At 46.6% G+C, this 1910-nt stretch carries 1 protein-coding gene; it reads right to left on the bottom strand.

The window, feature by feature from the left end:
- Window positions 1-85: 85 nt before the first annotated feature.
- Window positions 86-1504 carry a group II intron reverse transcriptase/maturase gene (ltrA, locus tag ABMB67_RS23345; protein ID WP_251225347.1) on the bottom strand — a complete coding sequence of 473 codons (1419 nt, stop codon included), beginning with the start codon at window positions 1502-1504 and terminating at the stop codon, window positions 86-88.
- Window positions 1505-1910: the final 406 nt, after the last annotated feature.

The following is a 1910-nucleotide window of genomic DNA, read 5'->3' as shown; positions in this document are numbered from 1 at the left end:
AATCGGATAGGAGGTTACTCATTAGTTGAGTAGCCGACCTTCCACACCACCGTACGTACCGTTCGGTATACGGCGGTTCCTAAGTTTACACCTTAACAGTTTTGAAATGTTCCGAGAAAGATGCGTATCCTGCTTGTTTTAGGCGAGCATCGGTTACAGTCGTGCTTAAAATTGGGCTTTTGGCAATCCGCCAATAGCCTTTTCTTGTACACGCGAACTTGAGAGCTGTGTTGTGGTTGTTTCCGAATTTACGTAGCATTGCGTATCTGGTTCGAACTCGTTTCCATCGTTTCCAGATATACATCCGTAACCTTCGTCTTAACCATTGATCTGTTCCTTTGAGCAATTTCTTCATATCTGCGAGTTTGAAATAATTAGTCCATCCCGTGATATATTGTTTCAGCTGTAATTTCAGCCGTTCATATCCAAGCCCATTGCTTCTAGCCGTGAGCTCTTTTATCCTTGCTTTCATTTTGCTGACGCTCTTTGCGTGGATGCGTAGTTTGATTCCGTCTTTCGACGGGTAAAATCCGTATCCTAGGAACTTAATCTTGCCGATGTAGGCAACCACTGTTTTCTCTCTGTTTACCTTTAGCCGCAGTTTCCCTTCGATGTAGGGCAGAATGTGGTCTAACATCCGCTGCGCTGATCGCTTTGTCTTGGCAAAAAGAAGCATATCGTCGGCGTACCTGACAAATCTGATTCCTCTGCGTTCCAGCTCTCGGTCAAGTTCGTTCAGCATAACATTACTACACAAAGGGCTAATATTCCCGCCTTGAACGAGCCCGAGCTCTGTTTCCTCGAACTTTCCCTTGTTCATCGCTCCTGCCAGTAGGTACTTGTGTATGAGGGATACCACTCTGCCATCTTTAATGGTTCTAGAAAGCAATTCGATCATCTTCGATTGGTTGACCGTATCAAAGAATTTCTCCAAATCCATGTCGACAACATAGGTATATCCTTGATTTGCATACTCCCTACACTTTCTCAACGCGTCATGAGCGCTTCTCTTGGGTCTGAAACCATAACTTGTTTCAGCGAATTGCGGTTCGAAGATGGGCGACAGCACTTGCGTGATGGCTTGCTGTAACACTCTGTCTACTGCTGTTGGGATTCCAAGCGTACGCCTTTTCCCATTGTCCTTCGGTATTTCAACCCTACGGACTGGATTTGGACGGTATTTCCCGTCCAGAACAAGCTTTACAAGTTCATCCCCGTTGTCTTTGAGATATTGCAGAAGATGCTCTACTTTCATCCCATCGACACCATGTGAACCTTTGTTCCTCTTCACTTGCTTGTAAGCCTCGTTAAGATTTACTCGGTTCAAGATTCTCTCTAAAAGCCCGCTCTCTCGACTGTTGGCATTGGTGTTGTTGTTTTCAGTTATCCGCTTGTCGGTAAGCACTCCCGCATACCCTTCGTGTTCCGCACTATCTCTTTGCGGGCAGCCCTTGCTACAGCAAGGTATTCTGCTTTCTTTTGTCCCGACTTTGGTAACATTCATTTACTAAACACCTCCTTAGGTTCAACCCTTCATAACGCTGTCGACTGCGTTACTACTATGGTATCTGCTGACTTCTCACGATAAATCTTATTTCAACCACATATTGCAAAGACGCTCTATGTGTCCGTGAGACCTCCCACGGTAAGACGCGTAACTTTCATCCCATGTACCCGCCACATTTACATCCTCGTGTCTGTGCAGTTTATTGGATTTCGTCTTGTTTAGCAGACTCATCCCACTTCGGATGCCTGATGCGATTCGTGTTCCTCGGGTCGGAACTTTGCCTCCAGCTTCCTTCAGATTCCACCTCGCGATGGACACCCTTGCTCTTGGCTAATGGTTGGCAACTGCCAGCCCCCATAGCGGACTTTCACCGCCTAGCTACGCGCCATGCGTGGCGCACTAA

Origin of the sequence: Halalkalibacter oceani, assembly GCF_040544555.1 — a bacterium.
GTDB classification, from domain to species: Bacteria; Bacillota; Bacilli; order Bacillales; family Bacillaceae_D; genus Halalkalibacter; species Halalkalibacter oceani.
The sequence above is the reverse complement of the archived record's forward strand: the minus strand, read 5'-3'. Positions and strand labels throughout refer to the sequence as shown.

Bases quoted from the DNA above. Each gene is read 5' to 3' on its own strand.
- ltrA (WP_251225347.1), bottom strand. From the start codon at position 1,504: ATGAATGTTACCAAAGTCGGGACAAAAGAAAGCAGAATACCTTGCTGT.